Origin of the sequence: Photorhabdus tasmaniensis, assembly GCF_011189505.1 — a bacterium.
GTDB classification, from domain to species: domain Bacteria; phylum Pseudomonadota; class Gammaproteobacteria; order Enterobacterales; family Enterobacteriaceae; genus Photorhabdus; species Photorhabdus tasmaniensis.
In genome coordinates this window covers 1-17,056 of the sequence record NZ_PUJU01000049.1, presented here as the reverse complement: position 1 = coordinate 17,056, position 17,056 = coordinate 1, and the positions used below count along the sequence as shown (strand labels likewise).

At 41.9% G+C, this 17,056-nt stretch carries 29 protein-coding genes; 8 read left to right on the top strand and 21 right to left on the bottom strand.

Annotation, left to right across the window (positions count from 1 at the left end):
* Positions 1-91: 91 nt before the first annotated feature.
* The 4 genes from C5471_RS18380 to C5471_RS18365 form a co-directional block, all read right to left on the bottom strand.
* The gene (locus C5471_RS18380; RefSeq protein WP_133812582.1) at positions 92-358 is read right to left on the bottom strand and encodes a hypothetical protein; all 267 of its coding nucleotides are present in this window, start codon (positions 356-358) and stop codon (positions 92-94) included.
* Between the two features lie 9 nt (positions 359-367).
* A complete protein-coding gene (locus C5471_RS18375) occupies positions 368-2,347 on the bottom strand; it encodes a phage terminase large subunit family protein (RefSeq protein ID WP_133812581.1) in 1,980 nt (659 codons plus the stop codon).
* Entirely contained in the window at positions 2,319-2,903 is a 585-nt protein-coding gene (locus C5471_RS18370) for an RNA polymerase subunit sigma-70 (RefSeq protein ID WP_133812580.1), read from the bottom strand. Before C5471_RS18370 ends, C5471_RS18375 begins: the two co-directional genes overlap by 29 nt.
* A 344-nt stretch (positions 2,904-3,247) precedes the next feature.
* Complete coding sequence (locus C5471_RS18365) at positions 3,248-3,907, bottom strand: hypothetical protein (protein ID WP_133812579.1); 660 nt, start codon at positions 3,905-3,907, stop codon at positions 3,248-3,250.
* A gap of 623 nt (positions 3,908-4,530) precedes the next feature.
* Here C5471_RS18365 and C5471_RS18360 point away from each other — a divergent pair.
* Positions 4,531-5,016: a hypothetical protein gene (locus C5471_RS18360; RefSeq protein ID WP_046396267.1), complete on the top strand. Its 486-nt coding sequence runs from the start codon at positions 4,531-4,533 to the stop codon at positions 5,014-5,016.
* A gap of 388 nt (positions 5,017-5,404) precedes the next feature.
* On the opposite strand, the gene C5471_RS18355 is transcribed toward C5471_RS18360, so the two are convergent.
* The 5 genes from C5471_RS18355 to C5471_RS18335 form a co-directional block, all read right to left on the bottom strand.
* Positions 5,405-5,620 (bottom strand): hypothetical protein, encoded by a 216-nt coding sequence (locus C5471_RS18355; RefSeq protein WP_133812578.1) that lies wholly within the window; start codon positions 5,618-5,620, stop codon positions 5,405-5,407.
* The gene (locus C5471_RS18350) at positions 5,617-6,225 is read right to left on the bottom strand and encodes a BRO family protein (RefSeq protein WP_242688769.1); all 609 of its coding nucleotides are present in this window, start codon (positions 6,223-6,225) and stop codon (positions 5,617-5,619) included. The genes C5471_RS18355 and C5471_RS18350 overlap by 4 nt, the downstream gene beginning before the upstream one ends.
* 181 nt (positions 6,226-6,406) lie before the next feature.
* Positions 6,407-6,856: a lysis protein gene (locus C5471_RS18345; protein WP_133812576.1), complete on the bottom strand. Its 450-nt coding sequence runs from the start codon at positions 6,854-6,856 to the stop codon at positions 6,407-6,409.
* A 95-nt stretch (positions 6,857-6,951) separates the two neighbouring features.
* Complete coding sequence (locus tag C5471_RS18340) at positions 6,952-7,377, bottom strand: lysozyme (RefSeq protein WP_133812575.1); 426 nt, start codon at positions 7,375-7,377, stop codon at positions 6,952-6,954.
* Positions 7,364-7,699, bottom strand: a complete 336-nt coding sequence (locus tag C5471_RS18335) for a phage holin, lambda family (RefSeq protein WP_133812574.1) — start codon at positions 7,697-7,699, stop codon at positions 7,364-7,366. Before C5471_RS18335 ends, C5471_RS18340 begins: the two co-directional genes overlap by 14 nt.
* Before the next feature lie 147 nt (positions 7,700-7,846).
* Between C5471_RS18335 and C5471_RS18330 the strand changes: the two genes are divergently transcribed.
* Entirely contained in the window at positions 7,847-8,299 is a 453-nt protein-coding gene (locus tag C5471_RS18330) for an ECs1072 family phage-associated protein (RefSeq protein ID WP_166296237.1), read from the top strand.
* A 328-nt stretch (positions 8,300-8,627) separates the two neighbouring features.
* Here C5471_RS18330 and C5471_RS18325 read toward each other — a convergent pair whose 3' ends face one another.
* From C5471_RS18325 to C5471_RS18270, 12 genes are all read right to left on the bottom strand, one after another.
* Positions 8,628-9,116 carry an antiterminator Q family protein gene (locus C5471_RS18325; RefSeq protein ID WP_133814171.1) on the bottom strand — a complete coding sequence of 163 codons (489 nt, stop codon included), beginning with the start codon at positions 9,114-9,116 and terminating at the stop codon, positions 8,628-8,630.
* Between the two features lie 185 nt (positions 9,117-9,301).
* Positions 9,302-9,901 (bottom strand): recombination protein NinG, encoded by a 600-nt coding sequence (locus C5471_RS18320; protein WP_133812573.1) that lies wholly within the window; start codon positions 9,899-9,901, stop codon positions 9,302-9,304.
* Positions 9,902-9,912: 11 nt separating this feature from the next.
* Positions 9,913-10,119: a hypothetical protein gene (locus C5471_RS18315; RefSeq protein WP_133812572.1), complete on the bottom strand. Its 207-nt coding sequence runs from the start codon at positions 10,117-10,119 to the stop codon at positions 9,913-9,915.
* A complete protein-coding gene (locus C5471_RS18310) occupies positions 10,116-10,418 on the bottom strand; it encodes a DUF2591 domain-containing protein (RefSeq protein ID WP_133812571.1) in 303 nt (100 codons plus the stop codon). The genes C5471_RS18315 and C5471_RS18310 overlap by 4 nt, the downstream gene beginning before the upstream one ends.
* A complete protein-coding gene (locus C5471_RS24900; RefSeq protein WP_133812570.1) occupies positions 10,408-10,578 on the bottom strand; it encodes a NinE family protein in 171 nt (56 codons plus the stop codon). The genes C5471_RS18310 and C5471_RS24900 overlap by 11 nt, the downstream gene beginning before the upstream one ends.
* Complete coding sequence (locus C5471_RS18300; RefSeq protein ID WP_133812569.1) at positions 10,575-10,916, bottom strand: hypothetical protein; 342 nt, start codon at positions 10,914-10,916, stop codon at positions 10,575-10,577. The genes C5471_RS24900 and C5471_RS18300 overlap by 4 nt, the downstream gene beginning before the upstream one ends.
* The gene (locus C5471_RS18295) at positions 10,909-11,352 is read right to left on the bottom strand and encodes a YbcN family protein (protein ID WP_133812568.1); all 444 of its coding nucleotides are present in this window, start codon (positions 11,350-11,352) and stop codon (positions 10,909-10,911) included. Before C5471_RS18295 ends, C5471_RS18300 begins: the two co-directional genes overlap by 8 nt.
* An 80-nt stretch (positions 11,353-11,432) precedes the next feature.
* Positions 11,433-11,633 carry a DUF551 domain-containing protein gene (locus C5471_RS18290; RefSeq protein ID WP_133812567.1) on the bottom strand — a complete coding sequence of 67 codons (201 nt, stop codon included), beginning with the start codon at positions 11,631-11,633 and terminating at the stop codon, positions 11,433-11,435.
* 1 nt (position 11,634) lies between these two features.
* Positions 11,635-12,339 carry a replication protein P gene (locus tag C5471_RS18285; RefSeq protein ID WP_166296234.1) on the bottom strand — a complete coding sequence of 235 codons (705 nt, stop codon included), beginning with the start codon at positions 12,337-12,339 and terminating at the stop codon, positions 11,635-11,637.
* Positions 12,336-13,064: a helix-turn-helix domain-containing protein gene (locus C5471_RS18280; RefSeq protein ID WP_133812565.1), complete on the bottom strand. Its 729-nt coding sequence runs from the start codon at positions 13,062-13,064 to the stop codon at positions 12,336-12,338. Before C5471_RS18280 ends, C5471_RS18285 begins: the two co-directional genes overlap by 4 nt.
* Positions 13,065-13,192: 128 nt before the next feature.
* A complete protein-coding gene (locus C5471_RS18275; RefSeq protein WP_133812564.1) occupies positions 13,193-13,513 on the bottom strand; it encodes a CII family transcriptional regulator in 321 nt (106 codons plus the stop codon).
* A 136-nt stretch (positions 13,514-13,649) separates the two neighbouring features.
* Complete coding sequence (locus C5471_RS18270; RefSeq protein ID WP_040154730.1) at positions 13,650-13,841, bottom strand: Cro/CI family transcriptional regulator; 192 nt, start codon at positions 13,839-13,841, stop codon at positions 13,650-13,652.
* Between the two features lie 106 nt (positions 13,842-13,947).
* Between C5471_RS18270 and C5471_RS25380 the strand changes: the two genes are divergently transcribed.
* The 6 genes from C5471_RS25380 to C5471_RS18240 all read left to right on the top strand — a co-directional run bounded on the left by C5471_RS25380 (position 13,948) and on the right by C5471_RS18240 (position 16,995).
* Positions 13,948-14,418 (top strand): helix-turn-helix domain-containing protein, encoded by a 471-nt coding sequence (locus tag C5471_RS25380; RefSeq protein WP_133812563.1) that lies wholly within the window; start codon positions 13,948-13,950, stop codon positions 14,416-14,418.
* Positions 14,419-14,532: 114 nt separating this feature from the next.
* Entirely contained in the window at positions 14,533-14,943 is a 411-nt protein-coding gene (locus C5471_RS18260; RefSeq protein WP_133812562.1) for a helix-turn-helix domain-containing protein, read from the top strand.
* Between the two features lie 108 nt (positions 14,944-15,051).
* Positions 15,052-15,624, top strand: coding sequence for a hypothetical protein (locus C5471_RS18255; RefSeq protein ID WP_133812561.1), 573 nt, complete (start codon positions 15,052-15,054; stop codon positions 15,622-15,624).
* Entirely contained in the window at positions 15,621-15,827 is a 207-nt protein-coding gene (locus C5471_RS18250; protein ID WP_133812560.1) for a hypothetical protein, read from the top strand. The genes C5471_RS18255 and C5471_RS18250 overlap by 4 nt, the downstream gene beginning before the upstream one ends.
* 13 nt (positions 15,828-15,840) lie before the next feature.
* Positions 15,841-16,203 (top strand): protein-export chaperone SecB, encoded by a 363-nt coding sequence (locus tag C5471_RS18245; RefSeq protein WP_133812559.1) that lies wholly within the window; start codon positions 15,841-15,843, stop codon positions 16,201-16,203.
* Positions 16,204-16,698: 495 nt separating this feature from the next.
* Positions 16,699-16,995, top strand: coding sequence for a transcriptional antitermination N peptide (locus C5471_RS18240; protein WP_207627394.1), 297 nt, complete (start codon positions 16,699-16,701; stop codon positions 16,993-16,995).
* Positions 16,996-17,056 lie beyond the last annotated feature (61 nt).

Here is a 17,056-nt window from a genome sequence, read left to right as displayed (position 1 = left end):
ATTTCAGGGGCCACTATAATTAGTGGTAAATATGAACCGCTTATTTAAAAAGGGGGGCAATATGTCAATATTTGATGATCACGAAATAGAATTACCCGCATGTCCTGAGTGCGGCATCAAGACGAAAAAGAAAATCAGATGGCTCAAGAGTCATCGTTATTTCATTTGTCGCTGCGGTAGTCGGATTAATATCGACAGTAGCAAGATGACAGCAAAGATCAGGAGCGTTGAGAGCAAACTTAACAAGCTGTTTAAATAAAGCTATATCAATCACAATTTTGTTTAATGGTAAAACTAGCCTGTCTATATCATCAGTACAGACAGGCTTTTGATTTTTATCGGGAACATTAAGTTTCATATATGATACCTAAGACGGCAAAAGTTGAGACATACGTTTTCGTTTCTGCTTTTCCGGCTCTTGAATAATGACTCCGGGATATTGCAGGCTGATTTTTTCTTCCGGCTCTGCGGGCGCTGGCAATAATCGGCCCGGATTTTCTGTGATGCTTGTGACTAACGCATTCAGTTTCAGCCCCATGTGTAGCAGTCCACATAACGCCGCATACGCATAAACTCTACAGTCCAGCGCTTCGTTTGCACGGCCCGGTAATTGTTCCCAGACTCGGAAACGTTGCCCGCCAGACTCTTTTAATACAGAGCGTTCAGCTAACAGTTGGCTGAAATAATTCAGGTCCCTGTCTGCCGGAAAGTGCATATAACTGGCTGACGCCTCACCGGGCAGCGGGGGATCGATATGTAACCGGCCACGGATAGTATCTTTTGCCGCATTAACACCAAGAATAATGGGCTTGAAACTCGACTTGGTGCGCGGTGTAGGTTTTTTTGTCGGCCAGACTGGGGAGCGCTTGCCGCCCCGTGCCGATTCTCCCTTTATAGCCCATATCCGGCGACCAATTCTAGCCTTAGAGAACTCATAGACTTGTTGGGTATGGTGTCCGCCAGAGTCCATACACGCCGCCATGATAGTAAAACCGCGCCCGTCAGCTCGCCGCCAAACTTGCTTCAAATAAGCATCCAAACGTTTCCACGGTTCATCAGTTTCAAGATCACCTTCTATCACATCATAAGCAATTGACCAGCTTTCTTCATTGCGACCCCACCCGACAATTTCAATTTCGAATCTGTCATCTTGCGTATCAATACCCGCAGTCAACACAGCCACGCCATCAGGGACTTCTGCCGAAAAGACTTCACAACGTTCTAATAACCGTTTCTCACTGAGTGCTTTCTCACCCCGATCTTCATAGGGTTCACCTAAAACAAGGTTAATAAATGTCTGGCGCATTAACGGGTCATTTTTTACCCGTAACCATTCTGCAACTAAGTATTTCCACGCGGCGTTCGGAAACAAACTGTATCCAGCCCAGATATGAAATCCGGCATGACCTTTAAACGGCTTCGTTGCCTGCCACTCTCCGCGCTTCACCATTCTGGCTTTTTCGTTGTGATGGATCACACAGCCGTTGTGACGACAAACATAGTAAGCCGTGTCCGGTAAACCATTACCGTTCTCGTCTTTGTCCCACTTGATCCCGTAGGGGGTGTCTGGGCCGCCCCATTCAAGAACTTGATATTCATTGCAGTGTGGGCAAGGAACGTAATAATAACGCTGGTCACTATCGCCAAATGATTTTTCAATACGGCTAGTGCCTTTTACTGTCGGGGTTGAACCCAATACGATTTTGCGGTTCCAGAACGTTTCAGAACGCTTTGTACCTAGTGCTATCTGATCACCTTCAACCCCAGCCCCGCCAGATGGGTACCCGTCTACTTCATCAAACAAGATGATCCGACATGTGATACGACGAAACCCGCCCGGACTGTTGGCCCCTACCAGTGTTAAGTTGGAGCCGTTCAAAAATGTCTTTTTCAGGATAGTCTGATTGCTATTCTTTGCTTTGGGGTCACCAGAGATTTCAGCCAGTACCGGTGTGTCACGCAGCATCGGTGCTATTTCCGTTTTACTGTAGTCTTCCGCATCCTCAACACGCGGCTGGACAACGAGTATCGGAGAGGGATCATGTGCCAGATAATAGCCCACTACGTGATCGAGAATTTTTGTATAGCCGACACGCGCCGATTTCATGACAGAGACATAAGTAACAGCCGGGTCTGTTATGGCATCCATGATGCCATCTTGATATGCAAATGACCGGAATCGCCCTGTTTGAGCACTAGTTTCTTTTGATAGTACAGCGTATTTATTGGCCCATGCACTTAATGAAAGCGGTTCGGGAGGTCGGATATCAGGGCGGCGCTTATATAATTCTTGTGTGAAATTTTGCCAGGCGGAAGCGTTAACTTTCTCCTCGTTGTTTATTATCAAGGCTTAATTCCTCCATTGCCTCGTAAACCACTTCCTGTAACGCTTGAACAAATTCCGTATCATTAGTGGTAGAGGCCAAGACACGTAAGCGAGGTCCGTGTTCAGGAGCAATAGCAATCAGACGAGTGCGCATTCTTGAGTACTCTTGTCCAACAGCCTCGATCATGTCTTTATACGGCAGTACCTGACCGGATTTAATTTCATATTCAAGTTGAGTAAGCAACGCGAGAAAGTTTTCTTTTAACGTCCGGGCTTCGTCGAATGTCATCGTTGCGCCATTTTCTGCGATCATCCGCTCAACAATTTTTGTCGCTGACTCAGTGCGTCCGCTGTCAGATTTGTTACCTTGGGATCTGTTACCTGACTTGTTACTCTGTTTGTTACCTTCGATTTTATTGTCAGTCCGGGTAACAGATTTGCGATATCGCTCGACGTTAGCGTTTGACGCATCTACATCGATGTCATCACCGTCCAGAACCAGCCAGCCGCGTGCTTTCCACTGTGTGACGGTCTTACGGCTGACGCCGTGCAATTTTGCGAATTCTGACTGATTCATTTGTCAATGTTACCTAAATTTCAAAGAATTATAACTAGTGAAACATCGCAGCGCGCAATGCCCGTGTAATATCAATTACTTAGGAGGGACCCGTTCAAATTAAATGAGAATAGATTGCATTAACTGATGACTGTCTCTGATTGTGTTATAGGATCTTTACTTACTTCAACCTGCACAATGCTCCTGATTCGCCTGTAAACCTCATTACACATTACCCCTCCCAGCTCGTGAGTAACTTGGCATTTGCATAACTCTTCCCTCACTTCATCGACAACTCTTTGAGCATCTTGTTGGGTTGGTAGAGTAACTTTTACATTTAACTCGTACATATCAAATCACCCTGGTTATTTGGCTGTTTTAATAGCTTCATCTAATGCCTGACTCATGGCTTGTGGCATCAATGCATCAGCCATCTTTCGTGCGCGTTCCTGATAACCGAGAATCGGGGTAACAGGTAAAGCATCACCGAACCGAATTAACAATTTCGGTGGTCTTTGTTTTTTCCTCTCTCTGCGAGTACCGTTGGGGGAACGCTTTAACCGCTTTTTGCCCTTCTTGCCCTTTCTGGCTTTCTTACGTTGCCATACTCCATTGACACTATTATGTTCGCTGGTTGTTACTTCTCCGATAAAGACATCCGGCTTGGCTTTCAGTTGCTGGAGTTTATTGCGGGGTAAGTTGCCATACTTGTTTAATTTAATGTTCTTCGGATTTAATAACGCGCTGCTATTAAGTTTATGTACCCCGCCGACTTCAAGTGGCGTTAAGTAGCTCGCAGCAATATCACGAACAAAGACTTTGGCTTTCAGATTATTCTTGCTCGCACCCACAGAACCCACAGACTTAACAGTAAATGGTGTCGGATTATCCAGCTTACGCTCAATCGCTTTTTTCTCAGCTTGTTCAATCTGCCGGGCAACTTTTGTTAAAGCCTGTGCGGTAGCAAACGGAACTTGTTTCTTTATTTGAGTCAATTTATTAGACAGTTCTTTTAGTCCAGCCATTTCATTTCCTCAAAGTAAAAAGGCCGCCGAAGCGACCTTTAATAAAGATATCAATACAATCTAACGCCTACCACAGGATTGAGATACGTTCGACAAAGCGAGAAGAATCCCACCTTTTAAATTAAAAAATCCCGATTTGTTGTTACATGGCTTACACATTGGCACTATGCGCACGCCTTGCACACTTTCGTTTTGAATATGTGCTCCAACTTCCGCTTTATTACTACAACCAGACACGGAACATTCTGAAGGCCAAGACTTCTCAGTCTGACCCATCCAGTGCTCCATCCATGATCCACAACCGCAACTTAAATTAGATGTGCCATTCCTATTTTTCCAATTTTTAGATGTTATCAATTGTCTTCTCCTTACAATAATTAATAAAAGGAGATATAAAATAACCACAAAGAGATCGTTTTTTCAACAAAAATAATAAGTAAAATTAATAATAATCAATTAATTAAACTATAATATTAATAACAAATCCTATCGAGCCACTATTGAAATAGCGACTGCAATATGAGCCCGCTTTTAACCACCTCGCCTGATATGGTTCTGTTGTACCCCTACAACGAGAAATCATCTAGAATTAACTCACCCCTACAAAAGTGAGAAATATCAATATGGATAATTACCCAAGAGAAATTCAACGTGAATTACTTGAGTTACTAGCCGACCCTGAATACGGCGGGTTTGATGTTTATGAGTACCGAAATTTTATAGATAAATTTTCAAGTGAAAATATATTAATTGCCAACCTTGAATATCTAATAGGTCATGGGCTAATTACTGGCAGAGTAAGCAAGGAATTAGTAAACCCAAACTCGATAAAAATAACATCTAAAGGAATCGACTTTCTCAGCGATGATGGTGGCTTAGGCGCTATTTTGAATGTAACGGTAGTGAAATTTCATGACGATACAATAGAAAAAATAGCCCAATTTATAGAGTCGTCTGCTCTCCAAAAACAGGATAAAGAATCCTTTTTGAAGCAACTTCGAACCCTTCCCGCAGACGGAATAAAACATTTGATGACAAAGCTAATCGACCTTGGCCTGGCTCAAGGTCCTGCCGCATTTCAACTAATTTCATCAGTGCTCCAGTCTTAGAGAACTCATCATCATCTCTTAATTTTGTAAATCGCCCATAGCCAATTTCTTTTGACAGGAGAACCCAAAAGTCCTCCTGTTCATCGGTGTGTATGAAAAAACCATTTTTATGAAAGTAAGCGCTGTATATCGTTACAGATAACTCACCCATGCCATTAATATGCATATCAGCCCTCACTGACATTTCCAAATCGGAAACGGTTGTAATCAGAATTTCCTGCTTCCCGGCTTGATAAATCCCCGGCATTTTAAATACCGTGTCGGATTGAATCACTACTGTTGAGCACTCTGTTAGCAGAATGCTCTGAATGAGTTGCTAGTCTTCATTAGTTGGCAACCGTAGAGATATGTCTATTGTTGATTTAAGTTATTGATTTCTCCGAGGTCCTCACTTTAGGAACGGCTTGACTGAGCTGTATTTACTCGCCCATGCTTTCGCTATATGCAGACAGTCGTCATACATCTTGCCCTTTCTGCTTGCTGAAGAACTGCGGCGATAGTGATCGACTGCTTTGTCACTTGCCATGCCTGAGATTGAATCTGAATAGCCGAGCTTAACTAACTCAGCTTGTACATTATTAGCTATGAATTGCTCGTGGTTCATGCCTGCGGTTCTCCGTCCGGGAAGTCATCAAAGCCGGGCAAAGTAAGCTGCGATAATTCCAGAATAACTTGCTTGGCCTTGCGGAGTTTCTTTAGATGACGCTTACGAAGATTCATCATTTCACTACCCGGTCTACCAAAGTTGCTATAAGACCACTTATCAGCGGCCACCAGCCGATTTTGCATTTCACTAAGTGTCAGTGACTTTAAGCTTTCCATGTCCATCAAAGAGAGATCTGTCTGATTCTCCTTGTCTGCTAAATCCAATAGCCAGCGACGAAGTTGTTTAGCGACTTCTGTATCAGCAAGCATCCCTAATAAATGCGCTCCCCGAACAGAAAAAATCCTAACTTTCTTACGAAGATTACTGTAACCCTTTGATTTTTCCGTGGGGGTCAAATTGGCCTCCTCGGCATCAATGGGCAGATTCACAGTCGTAGTCATGTCTTCCGAGAACTCATCTTTATTTCTCTTGTATAGCTTGTTGACTGATTTATCATCTTCGTATTCCAGTAGCTTGGTCATTTGTTTGCCGGTAAACCAGATTTTCCCATCGCCGTTATCGAAAGGAACAATAGTGTGATTTTTGAAAGTTAATGTGTTCATTTGCGTATACCTGCTATTTGAAATGAACCCTTGCCACATTAGGAAACCAGCCCACCGAGGCTCGCCAGCCATAGCCGGTATCCTCAAGAGCTCATTTCAAATGGATCAGGTTCGGTGTGATTAGTGGCGCAATGTGGTGCGCAAAATACGGATATAAAAAAGCCCCGATTAACTGGGGCTGTTACTGACACTGAGTTTTGATGTAGTCCTGCAAGTATTTAGTTTGCTTCTCATTCTCAACAATCATTCTTCGGAGATCGAAATAATCTTGTTCAGTTGCCGGGTTAAATCGTGGGGTTCCTGCATGGCCCATGCTGCCAGAGGAACCGGTTTCGCTTTGATTACAGGTTGCCGCGATACGCAACCGCTTACGACCAGCGGCAACATCACCACGCAGAGCATCAATTTCAGATTTGGCATTGGCAAGCTCCTTGGTATGTTTAACATCAAGCTCGTTTAGCATCGTGATGTGAGAGTTCTGATAGTTGATAGTGTCTGTGAGTTGCTGAATGTCTTCTTGCTGCTGCTTTGTGACACGTTGCTCTCTCTGTAACTCAGCGTGATAGTAATACGCTGTCAAAGAAATAAGGATCAATGCGAGTATCGTGTAGTAGTGAGCGTTGAATTTCATAGCAGTAATACCAACAACAAAAACCATGACCAGCTGATCAATGCACATATCACAGCAAATAATGTATCACTCATATTTCTACCCTTTTCGGAGGCTCATGATAAAAACATCGATCTTTCTGATGCCCGTCGTGCATTAAGACCCGGCAATACACGCCCACCAGCCATGTTCCATCTCATAAGCTCATCCGCCGCTCCGCGGTAGTCACCAGCGTTGAGTTTCTTAAGCAACGTAGAACGAACGAAAGCACTAGCGCCACAATTGAAGATAAATGAACACAGTGCATCAAACTGGCCCTGCGTCAGCGGCACTTTAACATTCGTCTCGATAGTGATGTAAACCGGGGCTAAGTCTTCAAGTAAGAACTGAGTAGCTTGCTCATCAGTAATTGCATCACCGGGTTTTACTCCCCTTGTGTGACCGTAGCCGATTGTCCAAACGTTAGCTGGGCAACGGTACGCAGTCAGACTACAACCCTCATATCTCTTGAGCGCTTTTAAGCCTTTATCACTGATTTGCATCTGATACCCCCGCTTTATTACGTAAAGTCCCGCGCATGAGTTGACCGAAAAAATCAGTTCCCAAATAACCAATAATGACACTGCCGATGTAAGCCAGATCCGTGCTCAGATTTAAAAAGACGAGCAAGTCACGAATAAACCATGCGATAAGTGCACACATCATTGCATCAATAACTGTCTTCCAGAACTTACCGCCGTTATATCGACCCCGGAGATAAGCCATTAAGCCGGCCAGTCCCGCACCTAAACCTTGTTCTTTGACTGATAGCAACCATAACCATAGCTGCATCCAGATGTCTGGTTGCTTGTCCATGAGCTTCATATTCCACCCCCGCTGGGGATTAACCCCGCTGAACGGGTGTGAAAAGAAAAAGGCCGCGTCAGATCGCAGCCCTTGAAGTGTTGCCGGGTATTTCACGCCCGGCGCGTGGTACTCTCTTAATTCCTACAAATACACAGGAGAATTATTTTGGCAAAATTTTACAATTTGTGGCACGCCATTAAGGCTAGGGTTTGCAACAACCATGATGTCGACCCTAATTATTTTGATGTTTATAGTAGTGATCATCAAATTTGTTGTTTGAAAAATCGGGCCGCGCAAATCTTCATATTAGAGGCGATCCTCCACAAACACCGTCAGCAACATGGCACTATCTTTGAGCCACTAGAGGGTGAGAAAGCATTGCATCATCTGATATTCCTGAAAACGAAATGGAAACCTTCGGAAATTAGGGCACTTTCCTTAGAGGATAGTCTGCTTGTGATCCAAGATGAAATGCACCTTGATAACCTTCCTGAGGAAGCCCAACGCGTCATTGATGCAATTAACCTACCTAAGGCTATTTCTTTCCGTTCTGATGATATGTTAGATGAGGACTGGGTTCCCAAGGAAAACTCAATTTACCTTCAAACTCATGTTTAAAGTTGTCTAAAATCACATCAATCTCTGAGAGCCGTTGTTCTAATGCGGCTCTTTCTTGTTTCAGTTTGTTGAAGTAAGTGACATGCAATCTTTGCTTATCTAACCAATCCTCCAAATATTCAGAAGACATATTCGGATTGTAGAAGTACGGTTGGTTATCGCTCATGATAAATCTCCAGATACAAAAAAGGCCACGCAATGCGTAGCCCTATATATGAAAAAACCCCGCGGGAAACGAGGCTTGGGATTCGGTTAAGACACATAAGATACACTTACGGCAATCTTACCCTATAATTGTTGTCCATTTGGTCATTGGTGTCAACACGTTTTATGCAATTTTTTTAACTTTAGATACACGTTTACGTATTTTAAATGCATTTTTCAGAGGCTGGTACAACATGTAAACACTGGCGCTAAGAATTTCGTCAACTTCTCTCCTGCATGTTCTATGTGATGGCTTCTTAAGTCGCCCCCCTGAGCGAGTCATCATTTTGCGGGGATTTGCGACCTTGTGATAGTAAGATGCGATTGACAGTTTTGAGGCTCCATGAGCGTAGTAACTCAGTAAAATACCGTAAGCTTTCTGATCAATGAACATAACGGAATCGACGACCTGAGAAATCAACATTCCATCATCATCATTACATACCAGCCTATCTTGATTTTTACGGGGTTCTACGCTCACCATGAATTTATAAATCATGTTCATCTTGCACTTATCAATACGACCGCTATAGACCCACGTCCCCCATAAACTTAACCAGCTATCAATCCAGTCGTGCTGCTCTTTAGTGAGTTCATAATTTCTTATTTCCATCATCCCACCCCCTGAGAACTGAATGACATTTGTCATATTTAGTTGAAAACATGACTGAGTGTTTTTTGCCCCTGACTCTTCGATCCTGAATAACTCTCAATCGAGCATGTTCACATTGCAGAACAATAAAACTTTTCCTTGTCACTCCATGCCTAAACCGGGCTTCTTCTATTGCTGACTCAATATCAGTGAAGATTGTCATTGCTTAAGCTCCTGAGCTTCTCTTTGTAGTAATCGCGGATCTGCTCGTAATCATCACGTTTCAATTTCGGCAAAGCATGATGAGACATCAATCTGTCGAATCGCTCTTGCCCAATTTTCTCAATCAGACAAGGTTTATAGTTAATGATATTTCCTGACAAATGGTTATTGCACGGAGCACATTGTTTATGAACATTATCTTCATCAAATCTCAGCTCCGGATGAGCCTTAATTGTTAGATAATGCCCTGCCTGATATTGCCCATCATGAAATCGACCACAACTGATACACGGCTGGCACTTATCTCTTTCTCTGATAAATGCATTAAACGCTTGTTGCGCCTGACTTTTGAAATATGAAAGTGGCTTGACTGCTAATCGACGGGCTTTAAGTTTATCTTTCTTCTCTGCTAATTCTTGTTGCTGTTTCTTTTTAAGTGCCTGCTCTGCTTTCTCTCTGTCCCTATTTCTTTTTCTGATTGCTAATTCAGTGCCACAATTTGGACTACACCACCATACATTTTGATATTTCGGCATAAACCACTCGCAGCATATTTTACACTTTCTCCTTGCCGGTTTTTTCATTATTCCAGCTCCTAGATTTCTTGAGTTTCAGATAATCCTATAATTTCAGGCGTGGTAAATAGACCGACACCCAAATCTCCGTCGATACTTCTGAATATCATGTCATGAAGCGGCTCTCTATCGGAATCCCGATATCGGGTTGAGTGATATTCAGCTCTATTATGCTGCATGTAATAATCGCCCTCAATATCGTAAATCTTGCCTTTTTCTAGTTTCATTTCTCCTGCCCCTCACTCATCATCAAAAATACAATCATTGCTGCTCTCAGCGGATTCTTATCGTTAACTTCAATGCAAGCATTATGATACTGACGCGCTGACCAAAAATCATTTACATAGACTAAACTTATTTTATTCTTAATAACAATTGGCATTGCATCAGCGCAATCATTGCAATAATCGAACACATGATTACGCTGTCGAATATTAATAATTTCTGCAAAGCTTTCTTTGTATTGCTGAATCAGTACTAATTTATTAATTTCGAAATCTGACAATTCACTGTATTTATTTCTCATTTCTATTTCTCCGTCTATCCCACTTTGATTTCAATAGCTGATAAACATAGTCAAATGTTTCAACTTCTGATTCCGTGGGAACTGGCTTTGATTTTTTATTAGATGGGACTTTATAGATTAGATTATTGATGACTCGTTGAGTCTGTGATGTTCTATTCACATATTATTCTCCCCACATTTACACCTGCATCCCTCAAGATGATGTGGGAATGCACTATCTAAATCAAAAAACCAGCTCCTGCAAATCGGGCAAAAAAGCCCCTCCCATGGCATTCCATATTCAGACATCCATGCTCTAATTTGTGGCGATATAGGAATTGGTGGTATGCAACTGATATCGAAATTACGCAAACTCAATTCATGTTGAGCTGCATCAAAACGTGAACTAGCACTAGCCAGACTCTGTCTTGTTATCAATAATTGCTTGCGCAGCCAGCGGTTATCTTCGTAGAGTTCGCCAATTAATTTATTTTGATGCTCAGATATTTGTTTAGCCATCCTGCTCCCTCTCGAGTTTCATATATTCGCTGTTATCTGGTATTGTCACGAAACAACCAATACCAGCCGCCCATTGCTCAACCTTGTTCATGAAATAGAACATCTCGCCAGTATCTAGCCCGGATGTGTGACGGAGCGTCCTGACGTGTTCTACTTCCTGAGTACTGAAATCCATGCGATCAACCACTTCATAGCCAAGAAATGTATGCTTCAGCATTTCTTTAACTTCTTCTGATGAATATATTGCTCCATTGGCACATAGATAACGACTTATCTCACCAAACCACAAATGTGCTGTTGCATTCTGAGATAATGAGCGTTTATTTTTCCACGGCTTAATAATAATGCGATGCGGCTGTTTCGTTTGAAGGGTCTCTTTTAATATTTCCCATGCTTGGGATTTATTCGATTCGTGAAAACAAAAATCAGCTTCCATTTAGCCCCCATTATTTATTCTCTTATTCCATACCTGAATAGCATCACCACCACAAAATGGGCACGGCAATAATTTATTCGTCATGTTAAATCCTCTGGTGGCTGTGGTAATTCCATCCAGTGACCGACTGCATTTAAATCCATATATATATCCCCCGATGGTATATAAAATCCATTTTCTTCGTCCATTGATAAATACCCGCAATAAACTCGACCTGATATTACAATTAGCACGGTTTTTATCGATTCCGGCAATCTGTCACTGCATTTAATCCAGTTCATATTAAGAATCCTTCTTGTGTGAATTTAAATTGAATTTCCGTCTGATTTCTGCGAGATGATTTAATGCCCGCCCATTGCTGCTCGGAATGTGTAATTTAGGGATCTGCTTAACTGGGGCGGGTATCTGCTCCCCTGATTCCACTCTGCGCGACATAGCGATCAGCTCCGTGCTACAGCGTTTACGTAACTCAGACTCAGTTAAATTCAATCCGCGCATCTGTGAATACAGCCTTGTCACCATCCAGTAGCAAGCGTTTGACTGCCATGGGTAATTCTCAGGAGAGCTGTATAGCCCCCGGCGAGCACTGTAATCCATGATCATATCGTATAATTCCGACTCATCCGGCAGCCCGGCACTTTTGATACCGCCCTGTTTGCACCACGCGACGAACTGCCCCGGCGACGGCAAAAATGGCGTATCTTGCTGCCTTGCGATCTTCATTCCGGCATTGACTTGTTCAACTGTTCTGATGCCATTCTCAGCGAAAGCGAGAACCCATTGCCGCCGTAGTTCGTTAAAATCATCCTGTGTTTTGATGGCAAGCATCAAAGCCGGAAAAGCGCCTTTTAACTGACGAAATAACTCATTGAAAATTTCTGCGGCTTGTCTTGTGACTTGTGTTCCCTGTTGTGGTTTTTGAGATCCGGCCATAGCCTGCAAAGCCCGGCTATCCCGATTCTGTACCACAGCAGCAAGATTTCTCATATCGTTAGCCCTTCTATCCAATCTGTATTATTAAAATCCAGATTCTGCTTTGCGCGCGGTGGATATTTGGGCTTGAATAACCCCTGCCACCCATTAGCTATGCTTGTGTTAATGACATCAACAGGATCATGCCCATCGTCAAAACACTCTTTGAGTAAATCAAATGCCTTTGTAACAGTAAGTTGGGTTTTAATTTGCTTGTCAGATTGCTGTCTGTACGAAACCCATTCATGCCAGATAGACGGATCTAACCATTCAGGGATTTCTACCTGATGAGCATCAAACTTTGATTTTTTATTTTTGGGGACTATAGGGGTAATAGGTTCTTTGACTGGTTCTAAAGAGTGACTGGTTCTGGGTGCATCTCCTGCACCACTAACCGGTGCAGCATTTGCACCACATGGTGCAGAAAATTCACCATAGGGTGCATCTCCTGCACCACTATTTTTTACACCGTTACTCAGTGTTAAGTGATAGACATTTGACCTATTTAATCCGTTCTCAGACTTTCTTTCTTCAATCCAAAGAAAGCCATCTTTAACAAGCTGTTTAATGTGATTCTGAACAGACCGCTCCGACATTTCACATTGTTCGCCAATATAAGGTATTGATGGCCAGCACTCCCCCTGATCATTCGCATTATCTGCAAGTTTTAGTAAAATTAATTTTCGGAGCGGATTGCCCACTTTTACGCTCATTGCATGAGCCATTAAGTTCATACTCATTGTTTAGCCCCTTATCTATTCTCTTGAATTCAATTACCATCATTGAAAATAATTGGCTTCTCTGTCATGATTGCCTCGCTATTAGTGGTATAGGGGAAAGTGAGAGTTCCCCCCCCCCCCCGCTTGACTCATATTTGATTAGCCTCATCTGCTGTAACAGACGGGGCGCTTTCTCTGATATGCTCAAGCATCTGCAACAATGCTTTTGCTGCCTCTTTTGCTTCCTCTCCATGAAACGCAACTGTTTGAGATGGGTTCTCAAAATCAATAGCTTCCAGTACTTTGCAAAATTTGTTCAACATGCAATCGTTGCCAGATATCCAGCGGCTTATCTGTGAATGATGAACTCCTACCATCTTTGCAACTTCCGTGTTGCCCTTCGCTGCAATCCCATTCCTGATCACATCCTCATACTCCTGAGCTTTAGTGCGTGTTTGTGCGATATCCATACGTCATACTTTCCCAAATAAAATAAAGTTAATAACCCTCAGTGGGCTACGCTCCCCGCTTATGCGAGGAATCCCCACAGTGGCGGGGAGGCGGATTGTTAAAGAGCGGGCGAGCTATACCGGCTCGCGCGGTTGTTTATTTACTTACTTGGTTTGGAAATGGCTTAATTTCTTCAGCCTTTACTCGACCATCTGGGAATTGAATAACGAAAATACTTCTACCCGTGCGTAGTGCTTTACTTACGGCTGTTTGGTGACAACCAATCTCATCTGCTGCCTTGGCTTGTCCCTTTTCGAGCACGTATTCCGATAATGGGATTGTTCTCACTTTTAATTCTCCTTGTAACCCATAAAACAAATAATACTGGCGGTATTACAAAAATGCAATACCTGCGGTATTTTCAATTTAATAACTACGGTATTAAAATTAAGGAATGAACAAGAAAAAACCTTTGACTCAAGAGCAGTTAGAAGACTGCATGAGATTAAAATCAATCTTCGAATCTAAGAAAAAAAAATTAAATCTTAGTCAACAAACTATTGCCGATGAAATGGATATATCCCAGGGTGCAGTGGGCCATTATTTGAACGGTAGGAATGCACTTAATGCAAAAGTGGCATCAACTTTTGCAAAGATATTGAATGTTTCTATTTGTGACTTTAGCCCATCTCTAGCTGCTGAAATCACAGAATTGTCAACAACATGTGTTGGCAATAATGAAAAAAAAGAGTTAACAAAAGCAGCAAGATACTTAACGCCCGAACAAGAAGAATTGCTTAAAGCTTTTGACAATCTACCAAGAGATGAAGCACAACGCGTCTTGCGCGAGACAAAAGCAAAAGCAGCGCATTTTAATGCAATTTTCGCAGAAATGCTGGCGAAGAGGGGCAGTAAAGCAGGTTAATGATATAAATTACAAGTGCAAATATTAACTCATGAAATTGTTACGTTTGTCATATTTTTAATAAAGGAATGGAGATGAGCGATAAAAAACACGAGGCGTGTTAAATAAGAGCCTATGAAAACATACGAAAGTGTCGGCGCAAGACTTAAGCGCCTTAGAAACCAACGAAAAATGAGTCAAGCGGCACTCGCGGAACAGTGTGGCTGGGCTTCTCAGTCAAGAATAGGAAACTATGAATCTGGTACTAGAAATGTCAGCGCTGATGATGCGGTTATTTTATCTAAAGCCCTCGGCGTTTCTCCATCCGAACTAATGTTCGGCGATAACACAGAATCTCAACAAGGAAGTGAAGTCAGTGAGATATGTACAGAATTATCAAAGAGACAAAAAATTCTTCTTGAATTGTTTGATGAACTCCCGGATAGCGAAGCTGACGAACTTTTAAAAACTCTTGAAGAAAAAAAACGGTATTACAATCAATTACTAGAAGAACTATCACAGAAGAAAAGCAAAAAGAAAGCATAAGGAGTTTTTTTAATAACCAAAGTGCTCCCTGTGGGATGGGGATGGATCAGCGCCATTTAACTTTAGGAATCATATAGATATGCTAGAAATTATACCATATGGATCACAATGAACTTAATAGGATATCACGGTACGGATGCAGAAAATGAGGCATCAATATTAAGCGGGAACTTCAAAGCGAGCACCAAAAATGACGAATGGCTCGGAACTGGCGCGTATTTTTTTATTGAAGGTATAAGTGAGCCTGAGAATAACGCAATCTGCTGGGCTAAACTACAATCATACGACAAAATAAAGAAATGTTATAGATATACTCAATTTTCTGTAATAAGGGCTAATATCAGCATAAACAATCCATTAGATTTAGATTCCTTGGAAGGGAAAAAGGTGTTTAATTATTTTAGAGATGAAATAATCAGCATAATGAAGCAGAACAATATCCCAGAAACGGAGTCTTTCAGAAACTCACTCAGGAATGATTGTGAAATATGCAATTATATAGCAAAATCAATAAGTTGTGACGCCGTCATTAGAAGCGAGTACATCAAACTTGACTTATGGTCAAGAAAAAATGTGTATAACTCAAGAATCCAAAATTGTACAATAGTGAGCATAAGAGAGCCGTCTCAGTCTATTGATAAAAACTCATTAACTGTTACCCAAAGAGGAGAAGTGATATGAAAAGTCAAATGCAACTAGCACAAGAAGCTATCGCTCGTCTGAAATCGATGAGTAGGCAGGAGCTAATATCTGAGCTAGTGGATGCTGGAATTGCCGATACAACATCTTCTTTTATCTTTGCCGGATTCAAGTTTTTTCCTGACGCACAAGGCAGCGTCATAAGCTACTCAAGCAAAGAGCATAAATTGTGCTTGTCATTCTAATTATGGATAGGCTATGAATTTTAATATCGTAAATATGAGGGTCACTCACATAAAGTTGGATGAAGTAGGTGATCCCGATAATCCAAAAAAAAATCATATCAATCTAAAAAATATTCTTTCATTTTATGAAGATGATAGAAGTCGAGCAACCTTAAAAGCCGCAGTTAAAGTGACAACTGAATCCGGTTTTTATGTCGAATTTGATTACTGGTTCAGTATTCAGTTCGAAAATGAAATTACCATAGAGCAAGAAAAAGATTTTTTGGGTAAAGATACAGTGGATTCAGTAACGTACCCATATATTAGAGCGTTTCTTTCTAATTTAATGAACCTTTCTGGCTACAAAGTTGTTAACCTGCCAATTATGAAATTTTAGTTAGCCCTCCCATGAGGGCTTTTTTACGCCCTCTCCCCACCAAGCTAGCCAAAACCTCATCCCTAGAAAATTTTTTTCAAAATAAATTCATTTTAAAATCATAATGATACTAATTTTTCATCATTTTTAAATACCGCAGGTATTGCATTAAATTAATACCGCAAGTATTATTAATCACATCAAAGGCACACAGCAAACAGGCAAGGAAAGCCCACGAAGTAGCCGCTACCGGCACATGAAGAGGTAGATGATTCGCAAGTGCTAAGAAACAACGCAGTACCAGTAATACAAAGCAGTTTCGCTCTTTAACAAATAAGCTCCCGCCATTGTGGGAAATACTCGAAGTGAGTTTTGGGGTGTTGTGACTGAGCCTAAAAGTAATCAGTCAACTCATTCACAGATGAGACTGTATCAGGACTGCGGGAGGCACAACTGTGATAGGGCCGCAACGTAGCAATCACAACACCACCAAAACTTACTGATGAGGGTAATCAAATGAACAGGATCACTTACTTACCGCGCACAGGTAAGACGAATTCGAAGCTCCGCCGCTATATTGCGAGAGGTGAACTGATTGCACGTAAAGCAGCAGAGGCCGAAGGTAATCAGCGCTCAGTTGATGAAATTATCGATTCAATCATTAAGCCGGTCGATGAAACTGATGTTTTGGCAAACCTGATCATTGCTTTAAAGGGTAACGATAAGCCAGAAATCACAGGTAGTCACTGCTTATCAAATACGTTTCTCTATTCAGTCAAGAATAAGAAAAGTAGCAATATTACAGCAAGATAATGAATATTTCGCCACGCAGGGGAAAATAGGGAATTACTGGCAGGGAAGCTAATTATTAATT